Source organism: Serratia sp. CoH_134_PS_4 (assembly GCF_058190535.1).
Map to the genome: position 1 here is coordinate 42,205 of NZ_JBXWKI010000011.1, position 23,238 is coordinate 65,442.

Below are 23,238 nucleotides of genomic sequence, written 5' to 3' on the forward strand. Positions count from 1 at the left end.
AGAGACTGCTTCTTATTTCTTTCTGTTGTCGTCGAGCACGACACCTGCGGACGAATTTCATGGCAATCTCAATTAAAACACCTGATGACATCCAAAAAATGCGCGTGGCTGGCCGATTGGCCGCCGAAGTGCTGGAAATCATCGAGCCGCACGTCAAACCTGGCGTGACCACCGGCGAACTGGATCGTATCTGTCACGATCACATCACCAACCAACAGCAGGCCATTTCTGCTTGTCTTGGCTACCACGGTTTTCCGAAGTCCGTCTGTATTTCGGTCAACGAAGTGGTCTGCCACGGTATCCCGAGCGATGACAAAGTCTTGAAAGATGGCGACATCGTGAATATCGACGTCACCGTGATCAAAGACGGTTTCCATGGCGATACCTCCAAGATGTTCATTGTTGGCAAGCCGACCATTCTGGGTGAGCGCCTGTGCCGCATCACGCAAGAAAGCCTGTATTTGTCACTGAAAATGGTGAAGCCGGGCATCCGCCTGCGCACGCTGGGCAAAGAGATCCAGAAGTTCGTCGAAGCCGAAAACTTTTCCGTGGTACGTGAGTACTGCGGCCACGGTATTGGCGAGGTCTTCCATGAAGAACCGCAGGTACTGCACTATGACGCCGATGACGGCGGCGTGGTGTTGCAGGCCGGTATGGCCTTCACGATCGAACCTATGGTTAACGCCGGTGATTACCGCATTCGTACCATGAAAGACGGTTGGACGGTAAAAACTAAAGATCGCAGCTTGTCGGCACAGTATGAGCATACTATTGTGGTCACAGATAACGGCTGCGAGATAATGACGTTGCGCAAGGATGACACCATCCCCAACATCATTACGCACGAAATGTAAGAGCTGCAACTGCGTCACTGCAGCTCGTTATATAGATAGGCTGGTATTAACCCGATGGATTTCCAGTTGCGGCAAGGCGGCAACTGGAAAGATGAAGGGGATTACCGGCCTTTTTTATGGGCTGCGTACTATGTCTGAAAACTTCCGCCAACACGACACCTCGGTCATTCCACAACAGGCCATGCCAGAGCAGCCTGAATATCCCAACGCCTACGGCGATGAAGAGATTAACTGCATCGCGCTGAAACAGCGCCTTGAGCAATTCCAACTCTGGCTCGCCGCGGCATTTAATGCCGGCTCCAGCGCGGAAAGCCTGGTCGCCGCCCGTAGCGACTTTATCGACCGTCTGCTACGCCGCCTGTGGGCCTTCTACGGCTTTAAAGATATCCCTGAAACCGCACTGGTGGCGGTTGGTGGCTATGGTCGTGGCGAATTGCATCCGCTTTCGGACATTGACGTGCTGGTGCTGAGTCAGAGCCGCCTGAATGAGCAGCAATCACAGCGTGTAGGGGAATTTATCACCCTGCTATGGGACCTGAAGCTCGAAGTGGGCCACAGCGTGCGAACGCTGGAGGAGTGCCTGTTGGAAGGGCTGGCAGACCTGACCGTTGCCACCAACCTGATTGAATCGCGAATGATCTGCGGTGATGTCGCCCTATTCCTGCAAATGCAGAAGCACATCTTCAGCGATGGCTTCTGGCCATCCCCCAAATTTTTCCACGCGAAATTGGTTGAGCAACAGGAACGCCATCAGCGTTATCACGGCACCAGTTACAACCTTGAGCCAGACATCAAAAGCAGTCCCGGCGGGTTGCGCGATATTCACACGCTATTGTGGGTCGCTCGCCGTCACTTCGGGGCGACCTCACTGGACGAAATGGTCGGTTTCGGTTTCCTCACGCAGGCCGAGCGCAACGAACTCAACGAGTGCCAAAGCTTCCTGTGGCGCATCCGCTTTGCCCTGCATCTGGTGCTGCCACGCTATGACAACCGGCTGCTGTTCGATCGCCAACTCAGTGTAGCGCAGCTGTTGCGCTACGAGGGGGAAGGCAACGAGCCCGTTGAACGCATGATGAAAGACTTTTATCGCATGACGCGCCGCGTGGGCGAATTGAATCACATGCTGCTGCAACTGTTCGACGAAGCCATCCTCGCACTGGACGCGACAGAAAAGCCGCGCCCGCTGAATGATGATTTTCAACTTCGCGGCGATCTTATCGACCTGCGTGACGAAACATTGTTTATCCGCCAACCTGAATCCATCATGCGGATGTTCTACCTGATGGTACGCAACCGCGATATCAAAGGCATTTACTCCACCACGGTGCGTCAACTCCGCCACGCGCGTCGGCACCTAAAGCAGCCACTGTGCAACATTCCAGAGGCTCGCGAGCTGTTTATGGCCATTTTGCGCCACCCAGGTGCGGTATCACGGGCGCTGGTGCCGATGCATCGGCACAGCGTGCTGTGGGCCTATATGCCGCAGTGGGGCAAAATTGTCGGGCAAATGCAGTTCGATCTGTTTCATGCCTATACCGTTGATGAGCACACCATTCGCGTCCTGCAAAAGTTGGAAAGCTTTGCCGATGCGGAAACCCGGCCACGCCACCCGCTGTGTGTGGAGCTGTATCCGCGTCTGCCAAACCCAGAGTTGTTGTTGTTGGCCGCCTTGTTCCACGATATCGCTAAAGGACGTGGCGGCGACCACTCTATCCTGGGTGCACAAGACGTGTTGGAGTTCGCTGAATTGCACGGTTTGAATTCCAGAGAGACCCAATTGGTTGTCTGGCTGGTGCGTTGCCACCTGTTGATGTCGGTAACCGCACAACGCCGTGATATTCAGGATCCGACGGTTATTCAGCAGTTTAGCGCAGAAGTACAGAGCGAAACCCGTCTGCGTTACCTGGTTTGTCTGACCGTTGCGGACATCTGTGCCACCAACGAAACCCTGTGGAACAGCTGGAAACAGAGCCTGTTGCGTGAACTGTACTTTGCCACCGAGAAACAGCTGCGCCGTGGCATGCAAAACAGCCCGGATCTGCGTGAGCGCGTGCGCCATCACCGCCTGCAGGCTTTGGCCCTGTTACGTATGGATAATATCGATGAAGAAGCGCTGCACCGTATCTGGAGCCGCTGCCGTGCCGATTACTTCCTGCGTCACTCGCCTAATCAGTTGGCCTGGCACGCACGCCACTTGTTGGCCCATGACTCCACCAAACCGCTGGTATTGGTCAGCAGACAAGCGACGCGTGGGGGTACTGAAATTTTCATTTGGAGCCCTGACCGTCCGTATCTGTTTGCCGCCGTAGCCGGCGAAATGGACCGGCGTAACCTCAGTGTTCATGACGCACAAATCTTCACGAACCGCGACGGCATGGCAATGGATACCTTTATTGTGCTGGAACCCGATGGCAGTCCACTCGCCCAGGACCGTCACGCGGCGATCCGACACGCACTGGTACAGGCCATTACTCAACGAGAGTATCAACCGCCGCGCGTGCGCAGGCCGTCCTCCAAGCTGCGTCATTTCAGCGTGCCGACCGAGGTCAGTTTCTTGCCAACCCATACTGACCGCCGGAGCTATCTGGAACTGACCGCACTGGATCAACCCGGCCTGCTGGCCCGGGTAGGCGAAGTATTTGCCGATCTCGGTCTGTCTCTGCACGGCGCACGCATCTCCACCATTGGGGAGCGGGTGGAAGATTTATTTATTCTTGCCGACAGCGATCGACGCGCCCTTAACCCGGAAACACGCAGAAAGTTGGAACAACGGTTGACAGAGGCCCTCAATCCAAACGATAAATTGTGATACAAGTAACTTTTTCGTAGACAACATCAGGACAGAGAACAGCATGCAGCAATTACAAAACGTTATTGAAAGCGCCTTCGAACGCCGTGCAGAAATCACTCCGGCGAACGCAGACACCGTAACGCGCGAAGCGGTAAACCAGGTGATCGGCCTGCTGGACAGCGGCGCCCTGCGCGTTGCCGAGAAGATTGACGGTCAGTGGGTAACGCATCAGTGGCTAAAAAAGGCCGTGCTGCTTTCTTTCCGCATTAATGACAACAAAGTGATGGACGGTGCAGAAACCCGTTATTACGACAAGGTGCCAATGAAGTTCGCTGATTACGATGAAGCGCGCTTCCAGAAAGAAGGCTTCCGCGTCGTACCACCAGCCACGGTTCGCCAAGGTGCATTTATTGCACGCAACACGGTTCTGATGCCTTCCTACGTGAATATCGGTGCTTACGTTGACGAAGGCAGCATGGTGGATACCTGGGCCACCGTCGGTTCTTGCGCGCAGATCGGTAAAAACGTACACCTGTCAGGCGGCGTGGGCATCGGTGGCGTTCTGGAGCCCCTGCAAGCTAACCCAACCATCATCGAAGACAACTGTTTCATCGGCGCACGCTCAGAAGTGGTTGAGGGCGTGATCGTGGAAGAGGGCTCGGTGATCTCCATGGGCGTATATCTGGGCCAAAGCACCCGCATTTACGACCGTGAAACCGGTGAAGTGCATTACGGTCGTGTCCCAGCAGGTTCCGTGGTGGTTTCCGGTAACCTACCATCCAAAGATGGCTCTTACAGCCTGTATTGCGCGGTCATCGTCAAGAAAGTCGATGCCAAAACGCGCGGTAAAGTCGGTATTAATGAGCTATTGCGTACCATCGACTAAAATAGATATGGCGGGTGATTAACCCGCCATTTTTTTGTCTTCATTACGTGAGCTGTCACAGTCTCTGGCGTGGTTATTCGCCATAATCCCAGACCGTGGAATAAAGTCTATTTATAAGGTGGCGCTATTATGTATGACAACCTGAAAAGCTTAGGAATCAATCAACCGGAAGATGTCGATCGCTATAGCCTGCGTCAGGAGGCCAATAACGACATTCTTAAGATTTATTTCCGCAAGGACAAAGGCGAGTTCTTTGCCAAGAGCGTGAAATTCAAATATCCGCGCCAACGTAAAACTGTGGTAGCAGACAACGCCGGTCAGGGTTACAAAGAAATCCATGAAATAAACCCGAACCTGCGCTACGTCATTGATGAGCTGGATCAGCTATGCCAACGCGATCAGGTGGAAGTGGATCTGAAACGCAAAATTCTTGATGACCTGCGTCATCTGGAAGGTGTGGTCTCACACAAAATTGCCGAGATCGAATCCGATCTGGAAAAACTGACCCGCGGTAAATAAGCTGTAACTGTAGGGGCGCAGCATGCTGCGCCCGCATCAATCGGTGCGAATGTATTCGCACCCTACAGGCGACGGGTAATGCTATTTCAGCAATGTGCCCCACTGCTCGACCCACGGGCAAGAAACCACTTCCGGCTCAGGCTGTTCCATCGCATCAATTTCCAGCACTTCACCTACACGGGTTGCCACCTGTTCCTGAAGCAGTGCATCAAATGCCCGCCCAGCGCCGCAGAAATTGTCATAGCTGCTGTCACCCAGCGCGATCAGCCCATAACGCAGTTCCGGTTGGTAACCGACCTGGTCACGGATCGCATGGAACAAGGGTGCAATACTGTCCGGCAAATCGCCTTGACCCGTCGTGGAGGTAATCACCAATGCGTAGTGTTGACGGTAAAACTGCCAAGCCTCAAGCGTGCCCTCTTCAAACAGTTTGACCTCATGGCCCTGTTCGCTGAGGATATTTTCCGCTTCTTCTGCCACTAACAGCGAATTACCGTAGACCGTTCCCACGAAGATTCCAACCTGAGCCATTGCCCCTACTCCCTTACATACCTTTGAAAATGATCAACTATCCTGACCGCTCGTCAGGGGAAACTCAACCCTGGCAAGCTCAGGGATACTCTCTGCCCAGCCAAATTGTGACATGACACCCTGCCAGGGCTCATCCCAACGCGCAGAAAGAAGCAACGGCTCACCGGTCACCGGATGATTCAGTTGTAAATGGCTGGCGTGGAGCATCAGGCGTGAACAACCGAAATGCTGAGCCATACCCCGGTTCTGACGCAGGTCGCCGTGTTTACTGTCACCGATGATCGGATGACGGATATGCACCATATGGCGGCGCAGCTGGTGCTTGCGGCCATTTTCCGGCTTCAGTTCGACCAGGCTATAGCGCGCACTGTCGTAACGCCCAATGGCCACCGGCATCTCTACCTGCGCCAGTGATCGATAATGCGTCACTGCTGGTTGTGGCCCTTTATCCTTCGAGGCAAATTTGTCCGCAATTTTATCCAGCTCTTCCGTCAGCGGATAATCGATAGTATCGCCTTCTGGCACAAAACCACGCACTACCGCGTGGTAGGTTTTTTGCATCTGATGTTGTTCAAACTGCTGCGATAGCAGCCGCGCGACGTCGCTGGAGAGTGCCATCAGCAGCACACCGGAGGTAGGGCGATCGAGCCGATGTACGGTAAACACATGCTGGCCGATCTGATCGCGCACGGTCTGCATGACAAATTGGGTTTCATGGCGATCCAACCAACTGCGGTGCACCAACCACCCGGAAGGCTTGTTCACCGCCACCAAGTACTCATCCTGATAAAGGATCTCAAGCATTATTGAGGCTCTTTATTCAGCATGAGATCCAGACGCTGCAACTGTACCAGCAGCGGCATGCAGTTAGGTTCGCTATCTTTCAGTGCCTCTTCAAAGTAAGGCGCAATAGCGAAACGCGTCGGGAGAGGCGAACCGGCGTCCAACAACGCGTACATACGTGGTAGAAAGACCCATTGCAACCACGCTTCTGCCGACATGCTGCCTATGCAAAACGGCTCGGGGCTGGCGAAGGCTTCAGGCTCTGGCGGCGTGGCCTGCCACAGCGCCAACTCTCGCATTGACTGTTCAATCGCCTGCAAACTAAGGCGAACCTGATTTTGTATACTCATCTGCATTCTCGATCCGTTTAAACCATGATATTCAGCGGCGCGGCTGAAAGGCGGCAAAGCATAGCATTTTACTTTTTATAGCCCAAATCCAGCTGAGTGGATAACCTTCGAGCATTTGAACTGGTAGCCTACAGCACCGCACGGCACAATATACTCACCAAATAAACCACGCAGATTAGACAGATGCCCGCAACTACACCGATAAAAAATCACGCCACACCCGGCAAAGCCATGCTTGCCTCAGTCACCGGCTACGCGATGGACGGCTTCGACTTGCTGATCCTCGGCTTTATGCTGCCCGCTATCAGTATCGAAATGGGGCTGAGTTCTTCCGCCGCCGGTTCACTGGTCACCTGGACGCTGATCGGCGCCGTACTGGGAGGCGTGATTTTCGGCCACCTCAGCGATCGCTTTGGACGCATTCGGGTATTGACCCTCACTATCCTGATGTTTTCGTTATTTACGGGGCTGTGCGCCCTGGCGCAGGGATACTGGGATTTACTCGCCTACCGCACACTGGCGGGGATCGGGCTAGGCGGTGAGTTTGGTATCGGCATGGCGCTGATCGCCGAAGCCTGGCCAGCGGAAAAACGTAATCGCGCCTCCGCTTATGTGGGCATGGGATGGCAACTTGGGGTGCTGGCAGCCGCGTTTCTCACGCCGTTACTGCTGACCCATATTGGCTGGCGCGGCATGTTCCTGGTTGGATTGCTCCCGGCGTTGGTTTCATTCCTGATCCGCCGCACCTTGGGTGAGCCGGAGGAATTCGTCCACCAGCAACGTACCGGTGAGACATTGTCCTTCACTCAACGTATTAGGCTGCTGTTCAAGGACCGAGCCACCAGCAAAGCCAGCATCGGTATTTTTATTCTGTGCTCGGTGCAGAATTTCGGTTATTACGGACTGATGATTTGGATGCCAACATATCTGGCAAAAAACTTCGGTTTTTCGCTGACCAAGTCTGGTTTGTGGACCGCGGTCACGGTGATTGGCATGACATTCGGCATTTGGCTATTTGGCGTCTTGGCCGATCGCTTCACCCGCTGGAAGATTTTCGTCAGCTATCAGATTGGCGCCGTAGTGATGGTGATTGTCTACGCGCAGCTTAGCGACCCAACGCTAATGTTGTTTGCCGGGGCGCTGATGGGATTGTTCGTTAATGGCATGATTGGTGGCTACGGCGCGTTGATCTCGGATACCTACCCCGTTCAGGCGCGCGCTACCGCGCAGAACATCCTGTTTAATCTGGGGCGCGGCATTGGCGGTTTAGGGCCATTGGTCATCGGCGCCTTGGTGACCCAGGTATCCTTCACTGCGGCAATCAGCCTGCTGGCAGCGATTTACCTGCTGGATATTTACGCCACATTATTCCTGCTACCGAAAAAACAGGGACATGGCGATACGCTGGGGGCAATTGGTTAATAGCTGAGATGAATGTGAACAGGGACAAGCATCTTTGATGCTTAAAGCATAACCAATATAAAAGTTGAGGGCACTGCGCTAACAGTGCCCTCGGTTCGTTTTATAGCAGTCCTGCTACACAGTGTGCTCCCTGCTCAATCCTTGAAAACTTTTCCTGCGGCCATCCTGACCAAACCGTCCTGGCGCTATCCTCTAACATCGTCCTGATGCGGTTCCTCAGCCTTCATGGCCCGCCAACCATCCTGTGCCGGCTCTCAATCTCCGTCCTGGAGGTGTCCCTGGTTTCAATCCTGAAACATCCTGGGCATCTCCTGACGCCATCCTTCGCTCTTCACTGAGCGCATCCCTTTCTTCGTCCTGAAGCTGCATCATCCTGATGCTTTCCAGCTCCACAGCGTCCCTTCCGGTACACATAAGATCGCTTAATTATCTCTGGTTCACAAGGGCTTACTGGTTGGTTGACAGGAAATTAATACTAAGAGTTATCCTAAAGAAATTCTAACCAATTGATCTGGATAACAATAAAATCTGTCTAAGCCAGTGGCAGAGAAAAATTAAAAGCGATCTCTCACAGCCCGTGTGAGAGATCTCTCACACGGATTACGGTGAAATTAGCGTCAAACGCCCAGTCGAGGGCGCAATGCGTCGAGGAAATTCCCCAACGAAGCCGCCAACAACGTACGTTTATCACTCCCAAACTGTTCCAGCACCACGTTACCACTCACGTTGCACAACGAAACCATGGTCATTTCTGATTCTGTGGTGGCCAGGAATAACGTTGGCGACAGTTTTAGGCGTTTTTGCGTCACCAGATGGCCGATCAGGTTTTCTTGCAGGCGAATAAAGTCATCCTCGCTCCACACCTGCAGCAGTGTCACATCATGCTCACCGAACTGCGCGGTCATATCCCCCGCATACTGTTGGGTATAAAACAGGTTGATGTCGGGTTGCAGACGCAGATCAAGCGCAGTCGCTACCTTTTCCAGCGTCGCTGCTGGGGTAAACGGCTGCGGCAACCATAGCGCCTCGTTATCCCGATTTTCTACGAGGCAAGGCGACGGCACGCCGTATAGATCTTGACTTGCTGGCGCATGACCGCGTTCTTGCTGCCAAAGATCAACATAGCGCTGGGTGAATTCACGCAGGGCGTGCGGTACATCATGGTCCATATTTTTTCTCGCATACGGTAAACTGGCATCCATTGTACCTATCTATGACCAAGGTGACAGCAGATGTCCTCATATCAAGATCATCATGCCCTTTCGGCATTGACGCTAGGCAAAGCTACCGCGTATTGCGATCGCTACGACGCCACGCTGCTGCAGGCGGTGCCACGCAGCATGAACCGCGAGCCGCTGGGTTTGTATCCCGACAACCTGCCGTTTCACGGTGCCGATATTTGGACGCTGTACGAACTCTCTTGGCTGAACGACAACGGCCTGCCGCAGGTCGCAGTCGGTGAGATTAGCCTCAACGCCGACAGCACCAACCTGATTGAGTCCAAAAGCTTCAAACTGTATCTCAACAGTTTTAACCAGACGCCGTTTAGCGACTGGGAGACCGTACGCACTACCTTACAACGCGATCTTTCTCTTTGCGCGCAAGGTGAAGTCAGCGTCTCATTGTTCCGCGTCGATCAATTGGAAGGGAGCCAGATCGCCCGGTTAGACGGCGAATGTATCGATCACCAGGACATTCGCATCGATGATTACACGTTCAACGCGGATTACCTGAAAAATGCCGCCGGCACGCAACAGGTCGAAGAGCAACTTGTCAGCCACCTGCTGAAATCCAATTGCCTGATCACCAACCAACCCGATTGGGGTTCAGTACAAATTCATTATCGAGGGGCACAAATCGACCGTGAGGCGCTATTACGTTATCTGGTGTCTTTCCGTCACCACAATGAATTCCACGAACAGTGTGTAGAGCGTATTTTTAACGATTTGATGCGCTACTGCCAACCGCAGAGCCTGACCGTTTACGCACGCTATACCCGTCGTGGCGGGTTGGACATCAATCCATGGCGCAGTAACACTGACTTTGTCCCTTCACATGGCCGCCTGGCACGCCAATAGTGCGGAACATTGCTCAACAACTGAGCTAACGAGCGGTTTGTATTGGTAAAAAATAAGGGACGGCGGTAAGGTTAAATCAGGAGCACCGGGCATTCCGGTCGGGTCTGCCGCAGTGCGCTAACAATAACGAAATGCTGTTCTGCTGCGTATGGATTACTACTGCCCCATTCCGGGAGCAAAGGAGTTACCTTGATTACACACATCAGCCCACTTGGCTCTATGGATTTGCTGTCGCAGCTGGAAGTGGACATGCTAAAGCGCACCGCCAGCAGCGATCTTTACCGCCTATTCCGCAACTGTTCGCTGGCCGTCTTGAATTCCGGCAGCCAGACCGACAACAGCAAACAGCTGCTGTCGCGTTACGAAAGCTTTGATATTAACGTGCTGCGTCGTGAGCGCGGCGTCAAACTTGAGCTGGTGAATCCACCGGAAGAAGCCTTTGTTGATGGCAGAATTATCCGGTCGCTGCAAGCCAACCTGTTTGCGGTACTGCGTGACATCTTATTCGTTCACGGACAAATAGATAGCGCTGGCCGTTTCCAGCATCTGAACCTGGAAAACTCGGCCCATATTACCAACCTGGTGTTCTCTATCTTGCGCAACGCCCGTGCGCTGCATCTCGATGAAGATCCTAATATGGTGGTGTGCTGGGGCGGCCATTCGATCAACGAAAACGAATACCTGTACGCACGTAAAGTGGGTAGCCAACTCGGCCTTCGCGAGCTGAACATCTGCACGGGTTGCGGACCGGGTGCCATGGAAGCACCGATGAAAGGCGCCGCGGTAGGCCATGCACAACAACGCTACTATAACAGCCGCTTTATCGGCATGACCGAACCCTCAATCATCGCCGCCGAACCGCCTAACCCACTGGTTAATGAACTGGTGATCATGCCAGACATTGAAAAACGTCTGGAAGCCTTTGTGCGTATCGCTCACGGTATTATCATCTTCCCGGGCGGCGTCGGCACGGCGGAAGAACTGCTGTATCTTCTGGGGATCTTGATGAACCCGGAGAACAGCGAGCAGGTATTGCCACTGATCCTCACCGGGCCGAAAGAAAGCGCCGACTATTTCCGTGTGCTGGACGAGTTCATCAAGAACACCTTAGGCGAAGAAGCTCGCCGCCATTACACCATTATCATCGACGATCCGGCCGAGGTCGCACGTCAGATGAAGAAAGCCATGCCATTGGTGAAAGAGAACCGCCGTAATACCGGCGATGCCTACAGCTTTAACTGGTCAATCCGTATCGCACCCGATCTGCAATTGCCGTTTGAGCCGAGCCACGAAAATATGGCCAATCTCAACCTGTACCCGGATCAGCCTGCCGAACAATTGGCAGCTGCGCTACGTCGCGCATTTTCCGGTATTGTAGCCGGTAACGTGAAGGAAAATGGCATTCATGCTATTGAGCAGTTTGGCCCGTACAAGCTACACGGCGAACCGCAGATGATGAAGCAAATGGACAGCCTGCTGCAGGGCTTTGTCGCCCAACATCGCATGAAGCTTCCCGGCACCGCTTATGTTCCCTGCTACGAAATCGTCGCCTAGTTCAACCAGGCCTCATTTTTAACCGCGAACGCTGCCGATACACGAAATCATTTAAGCTGCATCGAGGCGGCAACAGAGTGAATCCCCGGGAGCATAGATAACTGTGTGACCGGGGTGAGTGAAGGCAGCCAACAAAGAACCAGCGTGAAGGATAACGTGTATATACACCTACTGATTGTCGACGCCCTAAACCTCATCCGCCGCATTCACGCCGTGCAGGGTTCCCCCTGCGTGACTGCCTGCCAACATGCGGTGCAACAGTTGATCCAGCACAGCCGCCCAACCCACGCGGTCGCGGTGTTCGACGAAGACGATCGTAGTGAAAGCTGGCGTCACCAAATCCTGCCCGACTATAAGGCAGGCCGTTCGCCGATGCCGGCGGATTTACAGCAGGAAATGCCGCAGCTTCGTCAGGCGTTCGCCGCCCTTGGCGTCGCCTGTTGGCACTCGCCCGGCAATGAAGCCGACGACCTGGCGGCAACCCTGACGGCCAAGATCGCTGGCGGCGGTCATCAGGTAACTATTGTGTCCACCGACAAAGGTTATTGCCAACTGTTGGCACCAAGTGTGCAAATCCGTGACTACTTCCAAAAACGCTGGTTGGATATGCCATTTGTGCAACAGGAGTTTGGGGTATCGCCACAGCAGCTGTCAGATTACTGGGGATTGGCGGGGATCAGCAGCAGCAAGATCCCTGGCGTAGCCGGCATCGGACCGAAAACGGCGGTATTGCTGTTACAGCAGGCAGGTTCGCTTGATGGGTTATATCAGAGTCTGGAACAGGTGCCGGAGAAATGGCGCGGTAAACTGCAGCAGCACCGCGAAATGGCTTATATCAGTAAAAAGGTGGCGACGCTACGAACCGATCTGGTGTTAACCGGCAACCTGCAGCAACTGCGGTTACCGGTTTAACGATACCCGTCATACTTCAAACTGCAGGGGTATTAGATCCTGCAACTCGAATGATTTAGGGTATAAGATTAGTGCCGGCAGCGTTCTTATTCACGCTCGTCGCGACGGCCAGCCACGGCTGACCACATGCGGCGAACGTGCACCGTAACCTCTTCACGATCGTGGTACAGCTGCTTGGCATGGATTTCTGAGCTGATACCCGCCGAGTCCAAGGCTTCTTTGATGGACAACAGGTTCTGCGACACCTCTTCGTAGCGTTTTTTCATCGGCAGTTTAAGGTTGAAGATTGCCTCACGGCACCACCCTTTCACCAGCCACTGAATCATCAAGCTCGTCACCTTCGCCGGCTTCTCCACCATGTCGCACACCAGCCAGTAAATCTTGCTGCTGGAAGGCTCATACCGGAAGCCATCGGCGCGGTGGTGCGTTACCTGACCGGTATCCATCAGGCTCGGCGCCATTGGGCCATTATCTACCGCATGTACCATCATGCTACGCTGCACCAATTGATAGGTCCAACCGCCCGGACAGGCGCCCAGATCGACCGCATGCATGCCACTGGCCAAACGTTCATCCCACTCATCGGCAGGGATAAATACGTGGAATGCCTCTTCCAGCTTCAGCGTAGAACGGCTTGGCGCATCGGATGGGAACTTAAGACGTGGGATCCCCATGTAGAACGGTGAATTATTGTTGCTGAAGGAATAGCCGACATAGCAGCAACCCGGCGCAATAAAGAACACGTGGACCACGGGACGGGTTGCGTTTTCACGCGCCATCAACACCTTCTGTTCACGCATTGCAGAACGCAACGGTACCGTCAACTTGCGGCAAAACTTCAACAGTTCTTTGCTTTCGTTGGTGTCAGGGACTTCAACACGTAGCTCACCACCACGGTCAACCGCACCGATCAGCATGCCAACAATCGGTGATACGCGATCTTCCGGCGGTAAATCACGCAGCAACTCGCCAACCACCAGCATCTGGCGGGCAAAGATCAGTTCGCGGAACGGAATTTCCCGTGCCAGGCGATCGGCGTCATCCGGTTGATAACATTCAAACAGCACGTAGCCGCTATTATCTTTTACTCTGGCAAAACCAAACACTTCCAGTTCAGCTGCCTTGGCGGTAATTTCCGCCGCGCACTCTTTTTCAAAGCCTTGACGGCAATACAACGCAAGTCTATTCATGGCGCTCGGCCTTTTTCCTCAGACGCAAAGCGCCAATCAACATCAATGCCCAGCCGATCAGGAAACACATGCCGCCAACCGGCGTGATATAAACCCAGACCTTCAGGTGTGACAGCGCCAGACAGTACAGGCTGCCGCTGAACAGTACAGTGCCGAGCGCCAAGAGCGCCCCGCTCCAATAAAACCACAGGCTAACGCGGCGTTGCATCGCCACGGCCAACGCCAGGATCGCCAGAGTGTGGAACCCTTGGTAGTCCAGACCGGTACGGATCCAAACCATCTCGTTAGCGCCTAACGTGCCACTTAATACGTGTGCGCCAAACGCGCCCAGAGCAACAAATACAAAGCCACTGATAGCGGCAAAAATCAGCATTGAACGACTGCTCATCGTTATTTACCTTTATTTAAAGAAAGCGGGCAGCAATAAAATGGCGGCCTGCCTTATTGTTCGTAGCGAAAGCGGAACTTTTCTTGTTCGCTGGCTGCGCGTGCCAGGATCCACTGACGAAAGGCGGCTATTTTACCCAGTTCTGCCTGGCTGTCATGACATACCAGATAAAAAGCATTTTTACTGACTAAAACATCGTTAAACGGGCAAACCAACCTTCCGGCTTCAATCTCGGTCTGCGCCATCACGTTATTTACCAGCGCAATCCCCTGCCCATGTACTGCCGCCTGAACCACCATGGCGCTGTGGCTAAAAATCGGGCCTTGTTGCACATTAATGTGTTGTAACCCCAGTTGGCGCGTATATGCCAACCAATCGCGGCGGGAAGTATCATGCAGTAGCGTGTGATAAGCCAGATCGCTCGTCACTTTTAATGCATGTTCCCCAGTCAGTAAGCTCGGTGAACATACCGGCAGCAGGTATTCCGCGTATAAACGTTCGGCACGTAACCCCGTCCAGTTACCACGACCATAGAAAATCGCTACGTCGACATCATCCGCCAACTTGTCTTCTTCGCGGTCCACCGCCTGGATTCGCACATCGATTCCCGGATAAGCTGAGTTAAAGCCGGACAGTCGTGGCACCAACCACTGAATAGCAAAACTCGGGGGCAAACTGACGGTTAATGCGCCCTTGGCGCTACGCGCCTGCAACTTACGCGTCGCCTCATTGATTGAGGAGAAGATTTCCTTGATATCCAGGTAATAACTTTGCCCTTCTTCCGTCAGCAATAGAGAGCGATTACGACGCCGAAACAGCTTCAGGCCAAGGAAGTCCTCCAGCGACTTGATCTGGTGGCTCACCGCAGCCTGGGTGACAAACAGCTCTTCAGCCGCTTTGGTAAAACTCAGGTGACGGGCAGCCGCGTCAAAGACCCGCAGCGCATTAAGAGGTGGTAAGCGTTTAGACATTTATTAGCTACTTTTGTGTAACAATATTCCGAATGATTCGGCATAAAAAATCAAGCGGCGTTGTCTGCCGTGCAATAGGCACAGGACAGCAAAGCGCTACCATTAGTTTTTTTAATCCGAGCCATTATAAATTGTCCGTTGAGCATGCGCCAGCAAATACCTATAGTGGCGGCACTTCCCGGGCCGGAACGAAAAGGAATTGGGTGTCGAGGACATCGATGAACTTTTGGCTTGTGGTTGTGATGTTGTGTTTGCAAATTGTCTGGCAATCCAGACGTGGTAGCTAAGCTACTGTTTTTTCACTTCCTGTACATTTACCCTGTCTGTCCATAGTGATTTTATGCAGCACCGCAATCTTTGCGGTGCTTTTTTTTACCCGCTTTTGACCGACGTTACTGGTCGCTTTCAACCATTTCCTTCACGTCTGAACGGTTGATCTGCTGCTCAACGCCATTGGCGTCTTTATAGCGGATCATGCCTGTATCATTATCCAACGCGGGCTTTCCTTTAGCGACAATGGTACGTCCATCATTGGTCTGCATCACGTAGTTGCTGGAACAGGCTGCCAGGGTAAACGTTAGCATCAGGGCAGAGATAACTGCGGCTGTTTTCTTCATTGTGGACTCCTTTGTAGTTTTAAATGCTGTAAAAAACCTTTTATATTATTTAACGTCATGACTTAGTGCGCACCTAACAGCATAACAAACTTACCCATAATTTCCAGCCGATGAATCCTAATATGCGGGATAGCTTGTCTCTGGCGATAAAATAAGACAGGATCAACCATTGACTCAAGCCAGTGACAATCAGGGTATGACACCTTTTAACCCCATCGCTTTTCGTAATCAGTTTCCTGCTTTGCAACAAGCGGGTATTTATCTTGATAGCGCCGCCACCGCGTTGAAACCCTTGGCGGTCATCAACGCTACGCAGCAGTTTTACCGTGACGACGCTGCCACCGTGCACCGCAGCCAACATCGCGCGGCGCAAGATCTGACCTTGCGTTTCGAACAGGCTCGTCAGCAAGTCGCCAAGCTTGTGAATGCTCCGTCAGCCGATGACATTATTTGGACCCGGGGTACGACTGAAGCCATCAATTTGGTGGCGCAAAGTTATGCGCGCCCGCGCTTGCAGCCGGGTGACGAAATCCTGGTAAGCGAGGCCGAACACCACGCCAACCTGATTCCCTGGCTCATGGTGGCTGAACAAACCGGCGCACGCGTGGTGAAATTGCCGCTTGGCGCAGACTCGTTACCCGATCTTACACAATTACCGAGCCTGCTCAGCGATAAAACCCGCCTGCTGGCTTTGGGACAGATGTCCAACGTCACTGGCGGTTGCCCGGATCTGGCACACGCCATAGATTTGGCCCACAGCGTCGGCGCACGCGTGATGATCGACGGCGCACAAGGTATCGTGCACTGCCCGGCCGACGTTCAGCAACTTAACATAGATTTTTACGCCTTCTCTGGGCATAAGCTCTATGGCCCGACCGGCATTGGCGCACTGTACGGTAAAAGTGAATTATTGGCGCAGATGGCCCCCTGGCAAGGGGGCGGCAAGATGTTAACGCTGGCGTCATTCGACGGTTTCACGCCGCAAAAACCCCCACACTGTTTTGAAGCCGGTACGCCAAATATCGCGGGTGTGTTAGGGCTGGCCGCAGCGCTGGAATGGCTGGGCAATCAGGATATGGCGGCAGCTGAGCACTACAGCCGCGAACTGGCCGATCTGGCAGAGAAACAGTTGGCGCAACTGCCGGGGTTCCGCAGCTTCCGTTGTTCTGGCTCCAGCCTGTTGGCGTTTGATATTGCCGGTATCCACCACAGTGATATCGTCACCTTGCTGGCAGAACAAGGCATCGCGGTGCGTGCAGGTCAGCACTGCGCTCAGCCGCTCATGGCGGCATTGGGGGTCAGCGGGACGCTACGTGCCTCTTTTGCGCCTTACAACACCCGGGAAGACGTCAATGCCCTGGTGGCCGCACTGCAGAGCGCCATCGACCTGCTGGCCGACTAAATGACTCCCGGAGAGACTATGCTTGCCCCCCATCCCTTTGGCCATGAAATAACCGCCGAGGCATTAACCGAGAAGTTTACCGCGCTGAAACAGTGGGAAGATCGCTATCGCCAACTGATCATGCTGGCGAAGCAATTACCGCCGCTGCCAGAAGCATTACGTGCAGCGGAAATGGAATTGAGTGGCTGTGAGAACCGGGTCTGGCTGGGGCATCAGCTATTGGCGGACGGCACCATGCACTTTTATGGTGACAGCGAAGGCCGCATCGTACGCGGCCTGCTGGCGGTGCTGTTGACGGCGGTCGAAGGAAAAACGCCACAGCAAATCGTGGCAATGGATCCCTTGGCGCTGTTTGAGCAGCTTGCACTGCGTGCCCAGCTCAGCGCCACCCGCGCCAGCGGGTTGGAGGCTCTGGCTGGCGCCGTGAAGACGATGGCCGCTCGCTACGCCTGACGCGCGGCTTTTGCTACCATCTTCTTCAGGGCATGGGAAACAGCGACAAAGCCAAAGGTGGCGGTCACCATCGTTGCCGCACCAAACCCTGCACTGCAATCCATTCTTTTTGGCCCTTCCGCGGTACTCCGCGACGCACAAACGCTGCCATCCGGCTGCGGGTAAACCAGGGGTTCACTCGAAAACACGCAGTCAATACCCAGCTTACCCTTGCTGTTCTTCACCACGTTGAAGTCATTTTTCAGCCGTTCACGCAATTTGGCGGCTAACGGATCCTGAATGGTTTTCGCCAAGTCGACTACCGCAATCTGGGTAGGATCTATCTGGCCACCGGCACCACCGGTAGTAACCACGGGGATCTTGTAACGGCGACAATAGGCCAGCAGTGCCGCCTTCGGCCGCACGCTGTCAATCGCATCAATGACATAGCTAAAATTGTTATTCAGCAACTCTGCGACATTGTCGGCAGTAATAAAGTCGTCAATGCACGTCACCCGACACTCTGGGTTGATCGCCAAAATACGTTCCGCCATCACTTCCGTTTTTGACTGACCGACATGCTGGCGTAGCGCATGAATCTGGCGGTTAGTGTTGGTGACGCAGACATCATCCATATCAATCAGTGTGATGGCACCGATTCCGGTGCGCGCCAGTGCCTCTGCCGCCCAAGAGCCCACGCCGCCGATGCCAATCACGCAAATGTGCGCCTGGGCAAACAGTGCCAATGCCTGCTGACCGTACAAACGTGCCGTGCCGCCAAAACGCTGCAGGTAGGCTTCAGAATAGGCTGTGCTCATAACGCTTCAATACCTTAACATTGCAAATGATAAGGGCCGGAATGTCCGGCCCTTGCGGGTCAATCTATTTCTGTATCACCCAGAGCCGTTAGCGGGTGACTAACAGCGAGCCACCGGACGTGGAACCGCTCTGGCTGGTAAACAACGGCGCGTTAACATTGGCGCCTTTCAACACCCAAACGCGGCCATAGTGGTTGTAAAAACCTGCCGAGTGACCGGCATCTGGCCCGATACCCTGGTACATGTCAAAGTGCTGGCCTTTAATCGCCCCACCCACATCCAGAGCCACCATCAGGCGCATCTCATATTTTCCCGTGAATTTACCCTTGTTGTCCAGCAGCGGCACTTCTGCCAGCAGCGTGGTGCCTGCCGGGATCAACGAACGGTCGGACGCCACCGAGGCTTTGGCAATCAGTGGCACAGCACTGGCGCCCCTAACCGGCGCAAAAGCCTCCGGACGGAAGAAGACAAAGGAAGGGTTTTGCTCCAGCAACTCACGCACTTCTGCTGCGCTGTGGGTATCCGCCCACTGACGAATCGCCTGCATCGACATATCCGCCTTCGCCACTTCGCCGCGGTCAATCAGCACTTTACCAATGCTGCGGTAAGCATGGCCGTTCTTGCCACCATAGCCGAAGAACACCAACGGCTGACCATTGCCATAATCCACATAGCCACTGCCCTGGACTTCCATCATAAAGTTGTCCATCAGTGAGTTGGTGTACGCCACAATATAGCGGTCATCCAGCGCACCTGAATAAATGCCTGCGCGATCGGGCAAGCGGCCTTTTCCTTTTGGCGGCATGCGGTACAGCGGGTAGCGGAACTCGCCCTGTTGGGTATAGCGCGCCTGCAATACCGGGGTGTAGTAACCGGTAAACTGCACATTACCGTAGTTGTCCACGCCCTCCATTTGGTAGGCGCTGAGGCCGTATTGGTTCAGGCTGCGCGTGTCAGCGCCAGAGGCCATCCAACGTTGTACGGCCTGAAACGTCGTGTTGTTGCGATTGAAAAGTGAAGGAGAGGCGTTTTTAATCTCCATCAGTTGATCTGCGTAATCCCTGGCATTCACCGGTACGCCCTTGGCGTTAGGTTGGTTCACCAGCTCCAGAGACTGATCCAGACGGCCATCTTTATATTGCTGTCCCCGGTCAGTCGGCTTAGACGAACAGCCTGCCAGTACCGCTACCACTAACCCGCCCAGCAGGTATTTGCCCCAACGTCCTTTCATCACGCACACTCTCAACTGATATGATCTACCGGCGAACGATAACAAACGCCCATAGATAAAGGAATCGCTGCAAATAAAAAAAGCCCCACGGCGGATAACGATGAAAAAGACCGCAAATTGCGGACTAATCCACCAGAAAGGCCGTTTTAGTTCAATTAAATGCAAAAAGGGTTGCAACAAAATGCACGGAGAGTATAGTGCGCTTCCATCGGACGCGGGGTGGAGCAGCCTGGTAGCTCGTCGGGCTCATAACCCGAAGGTCGTCGGTTCAAATCCGGCCTCCGCAACCAACCGATACTGCAAGAGCAGTATCAATTAAATGTTGGATTCGATGAAAAAGTATTATACGGACGCGGGGTGGAGCAGCCTGGTAGCTCGTCGGGCTCATAACCCGAAGGTCGTCGGTTCAAATCCGGCCCCCGCAACCAACAGATACTGTACCAGCGGTATCTTATGAAATGTTGGTTTCGATAATACAAGCATTAAGACGGACGCGGGGTGGAGCAGCCTGGTAGCTCGTCGGGCTCATAACCCGAAGGTCGTCGGTTCAAATCCGGCCTCCGCAACCAATCTTAATGACTACAGATAAGCACCTTAACGGGTGTTTTTTTGTATCTAAAATCCGCCAAAAACCGACCGGGCATCAGCCCAGCCGTTTCTGCTTTTAGGTTATCCTCTGCGCGCTACTGCCCCACCGTTGGCAAAATAGGCCTTGATGCCCGCAAGAATAGATTCCGCCACCTGCTGCTGGAAATGGGTGGTACGCAGCTTACGCTCTTCTTCTATGTTGCTGATAAACGCGGTCTCAACCAGGATCGATGGGATATCCGGTGCTTTTAATACGGCAAAACCGGCCTGATCGACACGATTCTTATGCAAACGGTTAATTTTCCCCATCCGGTTCAGCACTTCCTTGCCGAATTTCAAACTGTCATTGATGGTCGCGGTTTGGATTAGATCAAACATGGTGTGATCCAGGTAGCGGTCACCACTTTTACTTACCCCACCGATTTGGTCCGATTCATTCTGGGTTTGTGCCAGGAACTTCGCCGCCGAGCTGGTTGCCCCCTTGGTCGACAGAGCAAAGACCGACGAGCCGCGTGCGGCGCGGCTGGTAAAAGCATCTGCGTGGATTGACACAAACAGGTCAGCACGCTGCTTGCGCGCCTTAGCCACCCTCACCTTCAGCGGAATAAAGACATCTTCATTGCGCGTCATAAAGACTTTCATATTCGGCTCGCGTTTGATTAACGTGCTCAGTCGCCGCGCAATCTGCAACACGATGTCTTTTTCACGCGTCTTGAATTTGCCAATGGCACCGGGATCCTCCCCCCCATGCCCAGGATCCAGCATGATGACAATAGGCCGGTCACGCCCTGCCTTACCGGCCTGTGGTGCCTCCGCCGGCAAAGTACGCTCAAGATCGCCCTTGTTGTAATCTTCCAGTAACGCCAGCAGTGGATCATAGTCTTCACCGCTACCGCCCTTACTCGGATACAAATCCATTACCAGACGATTGCGATATTCCGGTACCGGTGCCAGCGTAAACATATGTGGGCTAACGCTCTGTTTTAGCTCCAGCACCAAGCGGACGGTATTTTGATCGAACTGCCCAACACGCGCCTGCTTCAGGTAGGGATCGTCGTCACGCACTTGACCGACAATACCCTTCAACACGCTGTTGAGTTGCACGCCTTCAATATCCACCACCACGCGATCGGGATTGGTCAGCGCAAACTGTTTGTATTTCAATTCAACGTTAGATTCGAGCGTCACCCGGGTATAGGTGGAGGAAGGCCAGACGCGTACGGCAATGACGTGCGATGAAGCAGCGATACCTACGCGACTCACACTCAGCAACCAGCTTGCGGCAACCCCCTGTAATAAACGACGGCGGCCCAGATTGTGATTTGAGTTTGGCATGCGACTCCAGCAGTGATAACAGATTAAAACAGATGAAAAAAACACCAGTAAAACGGGAATGCCGAAAACTTTAACCAATCATTCCGGCGCTGTCATCAGAAAATCTTTTTATGGTTTTTCAATTTATTAACGATTCAGCGCCCTTAGCAAAGGAAGAGAGACAATTTCGTACTTGCCATCAGGACCAGAAAAGAATAAAAATACAAAAATATCGTATAAATATGCAAATGAGGTTTGGCCGTGAAGGAACGTAGTACAGAGCTGGTCCAAGGATTCCGTCACTCAGTTCCCTATATCAACGCCCACCGCGGCAAGACGTTTGTCGTCATGCTTGGCGGGGAAGCCATAGAACATGAGAACTTTTCCAACATCGTCAACGATATCGGGCTGCTGCATAGCCTTGGTATTCGTTTGGTGGTGGTTTATGGTGCACGACCGCAGATCGATGCCAACCTCGCGCAGCATAATCTAGAACCGATTTATCACAAGCATACCCGCGTCACCGACGCTCACACGCTTGAGTTGGTGAAACAGGCTGCAGGCCTGTTGCAGTTGGACATCACCGCCCGGTTGTCGATGAGCCTTAACAACACGCCGCTCCAGGGTGCGCATATTAACGTGGTTAGCGGTAATTTTATCATTGCCCAACCACTGGGAATTGATGACGGCGTAGACTACTGCCACAGCGGTCGTATCCGTCGTATTGATGAAGAGGCCATTCACCGTCAGCTCGACAGCAACGCTATCGTGCTGATTGGCCCGGTCGCCGTTTCCGTCACCGGCGAAAGCTTTAATCTGACGTCAGAAGAAGTGGCAACCCAGTTAGCCATCAAACTGAAGGCCGAGAAAATGATCGGCTTCTGCTCTTCTCAAGGGGTCACCGATCAACAAGGCAATATCCTGTCCGAACTGTTCCCCAATGATGCGCAGAAACGCATCGAAGAACTTGAAGAGACTGGTGACTACCATTCCGGCACCGTGCGCTTCCTGCGTGGCGCAGTAAAAGCCTGCCGCAGCGGCGTGCGTCGCAGCCACCTGATCAGTTATCAGGAAGACGGTGCACTGGTGCAAGAGCTGTTCTCGCGCGACGGTATCGGTACCCAGATCGTCATGGAGAGTGCTGAACAGGTACGCCGGGCGACAATTAACGATATCGGCGGCATCCTCGAGCTCATCCGCCCGCTTGAACAGCAAGGTATTTTGGTTCGTCGCTCACGTGAGCAATTAGAGATGGAGATCGACAAGTTCACTATTATCGAACGCGATAACCTGACCATCGCCTGCGCTGCGCTATACCCATTCCCTGAAGAAAAGATCGGTGAAATGGCCTGCGTTGCGGTTCACCCCGATTATCGCAGCTCATCGCGCGGTGAAATGTTACTACAGCGAGTGGAAAGCCAGGCACGGCAGATGGGCTTACATAAACTGTTTGTGCTAACCACGCGCAGCATTCACTGGTTCCAGGAGAGAGGCTTCACGCCGGCAGACGTCGACGTGCTACCCGTCGAGAAACAGGCGCTATACAACTACCAGCGCCGCTCCAAGATCCTACTGGCGGATCTGTAATCCTTTGTGGGCGCAGCATG

Annotated in this window: 22 protein-coding genes and 3 tRNA genes; 14 read left to right on the top strand and 11 right to left on the bottom strand. The window is 53.6% G+C overall.

Annotated features, from left to right (window positions below; all coding sequences use genetic code 11):
* The first annotated feature begins 59 nt into the window (after window positions 1-59).
* The 4 genes from map (at window position 60) to AC2FCQ_RS17250 (ending at window position 5,050) form a co-directional block, all read left to right on the top strand.
* Window positions 60-854 carry a type I methionyl aminopeptidase gene (gene map / locus AC2FCQ_RS17235; protein ID WP_209639859.1) on the top strand — a complete coding sequence of 265 codons (795 nt, stop codon included), beginning with the start codon at window positions 60-62 and terminating at the stop codon, window positions 852-854.
* Window positions 855-1,035: 181 nt separating this feature from the next.
* A complete protein-coding gene (glnD, locus tag AC2FCQ_RS17240; RefSeq protein WP_416221892.1) occupies window positions 1,036-3,663 on the top strand; it encodes a bifunctional uridylyltransferase/uridylyl-removing protein GlnD in 2,628 nt (875 codons plus the stop codon).
* 43 nt (window positions 3,664-3,706) lie between these two features.
* Window positions 3,707-4,531 (top strand): 2,3,4,5-tetrahydropyridine-2,6-dicarboxylate N-succinyltransferase, encoded by an 825-nt coding sequence (dapD, locus tag AC2FCQ_RS17245; protein ID WP_037418465.1) that lies wholly within the window; start codon window positions 3,707-3,709, stop codon window positions 4,529-4,531.
* A gap of 129 nt (window positions 4,532-4,660) precedes the next feature.
* Window positions 4,661-5,050, top strand: a complete 390-nt coding sequence (locus AC2FCQ_RS17250; protein ID WP_006318690.1) for a DUF3461 family protein — start codon at window positions 4,661-4,663, stop codon at window positions 5,048-5,050.
* An 81-nt stretch (window positions 5,051-5,131) separates the two neighbouring features.
* Here the strand turns inward: AC2FCQ_RS17250 and AC2FCQ_RS17255 are convergent, their stop codons facing one another.
* The 3 genes from AC2FCQ_RS17255 to AC2FCQ_RS17265 are packed head-to-tail and all read right to left on the bottom strand — an operon-like array spanning window position 5,132 to window position 6,714.
* The gene (locus tag AC2FCQ_RS17255; protein ID WP_490309073.1) at window positions 5,132-5,581 is read right to left on the bottom strand and encodes a flavodoxin; all 450 of its coding nucleotides are present in this window, start codon (window positions 5,579-5,581) and stop codon (window positions 5,132-5,134) included.
* A gap of 33 nt (window positions 5,582-5,614) precedes the next feature.
* Window positions 5,615-6,385, bottom strand: a complete 771-nt coding sequence (gene truC, locus AC2FCQ_RS17260; RefSeq protein WP_209639851.1) for a tRNA pseudouridine(65) synthase TruC — start codon at window positions 6,383-6,385, stop codon at window positions 5,615-5,617.
* The gene (locus tag AC2FCQ_RS17265) at window positions 6,385-6,714 is read right to left on the bottom strand and encodes a YqcC family protein (protein WP_209639848.1); all 330 of its coding nucleotides are present in this window, start codon (window positions 6,712-6,714) and stop codon (window positions 6,385-6,387) included. The genes truC and AC2FCQ_RS17265 overlap by 1 nt, the downstream gene beginning before the upstream one ends.
* Window positions 6,715-6,897: 183 nt before the next feature.
* On the opposite strand from AC2FCQ_RS17265, the gene AC2FCQ_RS17270 reads away from it, so the two are divergent.
* On the top strand, window positions 6,898-8,136 hold the full coding sequence (locus AC2FCQ_RS17270) for an MFS transporter (protein ID WP_404760864.1): 1,239 nt from the start codon (window positions 6,898-6,900) through the stop codon (window positions 8,134-8,136).
* Window positions 8,137-8,753: 617 nt separating this feature from the next.
* Here the strand turns inward: AC2FCQ_RS17270 and syd are convergent.
* On the bottom strand, window positions 8,754-9,305 hold the full coding sequence (gene syd, locus AC2FCQ_RS17275) for a SecY-interacting protein (RefSeq protein WP_404760865.1): 552 nt from the start codon (window positions 9,303-9,305) through the stop codon (window positions 8,754-8,756).
* Window positions 9,306-9,368: 63 nt separating this feature from the next.
* Between syd and queF the strand changes: the two genes are divergently transcribed.
* The 3 genes from queF to xni all read left to right on the top strand — a co-directional run bounded on the left by queF (window position 9,369) and on the right by xni (window position 12,680).
* Window positions 9,369-10,214 (top strand): NADPH-dependent 7-cyano-7-deazaguanine reductase QueF, encoded by an 846-nt coding sequence (queF, locus tag AC2FCQ_RS17280; protein ID WP_490309074.1) that lies wholly within the window; start codon window positions 9,369-9,371, stop codon window positions 10,212-10,214.
* Between the two features lie 189 nt (window positions 10,215-10,403).
* The gene (ppnN, locus tag AC2FCQ_RS17285; RefSeq protein ID WP_209639837.1) at window positions 10,404-11,768 is read left to right on the top strand and encodes a nucleotide 5'-monophosphate nucleosidase PpnN; all 1,365 of its coding nucleotides are present in this window, start codon (window positions 10,404-10,406) and stop codon (window positions 11,766-11,768) included.
* A gap of 156 nt (window positions 11,769-11,924) precedes the next feature.
* A complete protein-coding gene (xni, locus tag AC2FCQ_RS17290) occupies window positions 11,925-12,680 on the top strand; it encodes a flap endonuclease Xni (protein ID WP_490309075.1) in 756 nt (251 codons plus the stop codon).
* Window positions 12,681-12,766: 86 nt separating this feature from the next.
* Here xni and rlmM read toward each other — a convergent pair whose 3' ends face one another.
* From rlmM to AC2FCQ_RS17310, 4 genes are all read right to left on the bottom strand, one after another.
* Complete coding sequence (gene rlmM / locus AC2FCQ_RS17295; protein WP_490309076.1) at window positions 12,767-13,870, bottom strand: 23S rRNA (cytidine(2498)-2'-O)-methyltransferase RlmM; 1,104 nt, start codon at window positions 13,868-13,870, stop codon at window positions 12,767-12,769.
* A complete protein-coding gene (locus tag AC2FCQ_RS17300; protein ID WP_209639834.1) occupies window positions 13,863-14,258 on the bottom strand; it encodes a DUF423 domain-containing protein in 396 nt (131 codons plus the stop codon). The genes rlmM and AC2FCQ_RS17300 overlap by 8 nt, the downstream gene beginning before the upstream one ends.
* Before the next feature lie 53 nt (window positions 14,259-14,311).
* Window positions 14,312-15,229: a transcriptional regulator GcvA gene (locus AC2FCQ_RS17305; RefSeq protein ID WP_020828381.1), complete on the bottom strand. Its 918-nt coding sequence runs from the start codon at window positions 15,227-15,229 to the stop codon at window positions 14,312-14,314.
* 392 nt (window positions 15,230-15,621) lie between these two features.
* Window positions 15,622-15,846, bottom strand: coding sequence for a YgdI/YgdR family lipoprotein (locus tag AC2FCQ_RS17310; RefSeq protein WP_209639831.1), 225 nt, complete (start codon window positions 15,844-15,846; stop codon window positions 15,622-15,624).
* A 196-nt stretch (window positions 15,847-16,042) separates the two neighbouring features.
* On the opposite strand from AC2FCQ_RS17310, the gene csdA reads away from it, so the two are divergent.
* The gene (gene csdA, locus AC2FCQ_RS17315) at window positions 16,043-17,248 is read left to right on the top strand and encodes a cysteine desulfurase CsdA (protein WP_490309077.1); all 1,206 of its coding nucleotides are present in this window, start codon (window positions 16,043-16,045) and stop codon (window positions 17,246-17,248) included.
* An 18-nt stretch (window positions 17,249-17,266) separates the two neighbouring features.
* Window positions 17,267-17,701 (top strand): cysteine desulfurase sulfur acceptor subunit CsdE, encoded by a 435-nt coding sequence (csdE, locus tag AC2FCQ_RS17320; protein WP_265556474.1) that lies wholly within the window; start codon window positions 17,267-17,269, stop codon window positions 17,699-17,701.
* On the opposite strand, the gene tcdA is transcribed toward csdE, so the two are convergent.
* Together tcdA and mltA are read right to left on the bottom strand one after the other, a co-directional pair.
* Window positions 17,692-18,498: a tRNA cyclic N6-threonylcarbamoyladenosine(37) synthase TcdA gene (tcdA, locus tag AC2FCQ_RS17325; protein WP_012146512.1), complete on the bottom strand. Its 807-nt coding sequence runs from the start codon at window positions 18,496-18,498 to the stop codon at window positions 17,692-17,694. The two genes, csdE and tcdA, sit on opposite strands and share 10 nt — an antisense overlap.
* An 88-nt stretch (window positions 18,499-18,586) precedes the next feature.
* A complete protein-coding gene (gene mltA / locus AC2FCQ_RS17330; RefSeq protein WP_404760916.1) occupies window positions 18,587-19,729 on the bottom strand; it encodes a murein transglycosylase A in 1,143 nt (380 codons plus the stop codon).
* A gap of 213 nt (window positions 19,730-19,942) precedes the next feature.
* Between mltA and AC2FCQ_RS17335 the strand changes: the two genes are divergently transcribed.
* The 3 genes from AC2FCQ_RS17335 to AC2FCQ_RS17345 all read left to right on the top strand — a co-directional run bounded on the left by AC2FCQ_RS17335 (window position 19,943) and on the right by AC2FCQ_RS17345 (window position 20,298).
* Window positions 19,943-20,019 (top strand) — tRNA-Met (locus AC2FCQ_RS17335).
* A 61-nt stretch (window positions 20,020-20,080) separates the two neighbouring features.
* A tRNA-Met gene (locus AC2FCQ_RS17340) sits at window positions 20,081-20,157 on the top strand.
* Window positions 20,158-20,221: 64 nt separating this feature from the next.
* Window positions 20,222-20,298, top strand: a tRNA-Met gene (locus AC2FCQ_RS17345).
* A gap of 100 nt (window positions 20,299-20,398) precedes the next feature.
* Here the strand turns inward: AC2FCQ_RS17345 and amiC are convergent.
* Window positions 20,399-21,652 carry an N-acetylmuramoyl-L-alanine amidase AmiC gene (amiC, locus tag AC2FCQ_RS17350; protein WP_209639822.1) on the bottom strand — a complete coding sequence of 418 codons (1,254 nt, stop codon included), beginning with the start codon at window positions 21,650-21,652 and terminating at the stop codon, window positions 20,399-20,401.
* A 240-nt stretch (window positions 21,653-21,892) separates the two neighbouring features.
* On the opposite strand from amiC, the gene argA reads away from it, so the two are divergent.
* The gene (gene argA / locus AC2FCQ_RS17355) at window positions 21,893-23,218 is read left to right on the top strand and encodes an amino-acid N-acetyltransferase (RefSeq protein WP_209639819.1); all 1,326 of its coding nucleotides are present in this window, start codon (window positions 21,893-21,895) and stop codon (window positions 23,216-23,218) included.
* Window positions 23,219-23,238: the final 20 nt, after the last annotated feature.